At 62.8% G+C, this 336-nt stretch carries 1 protein-coding gene; it reads right to left on the reverse strand.

What is annotated here, in order from left to right; genetic code table 11:
- Window positions 1–336, reverse strand: a 336-nt coding sequence (locus IB229_RS21750) for an Ig-like domain-containing protein (RefSeq protein WP_225579322.1), incomplete at both ends; no start/stop codon positions are given.

Genomic DNA, 336 nt, shown 5'->3' on the forward strand with positions numbered 1-336 from the left:
AGTCACCGTCTGCCAGCGCAGCGTTGGTTGGCAGGGTGAAGGACCAGGTGCCATCGGCATTCGGGGTAACGGTGTAGTCGGAACCGTTGACGGTCAGGGTCAGGTTGCCCGAGGTATTGGACGAAGTGCCGCTGAAGGTCGGGGTGTTGTCGGCGGTGGTGGTGATGTCGGCGATGGTCACGGTCGGCAGTACGTCGACAGTGAAGGCGTCGCTGTCATCGGCCTCGTTGCCCTGTGCATCGCTGCCTTTGATGGTGGCGGTGTAGTCACCGTCTGCCAGCGCAGCGTTGGTTGGCAGGGTGAAGGACCAGGTGCCATCGGCATTCGGGGTAACGG

The sequence above is a fragment of the Pseudomonas sp. PDM14 genome (genome assembly GCF_014851905.1).
Classification (GTDB): domain Bacteria; phylum Pseudomonadota; class Gammaproteobacteria; order Pseudomonadales; family Pseudomonadaceae; genus Aquipseudomonas.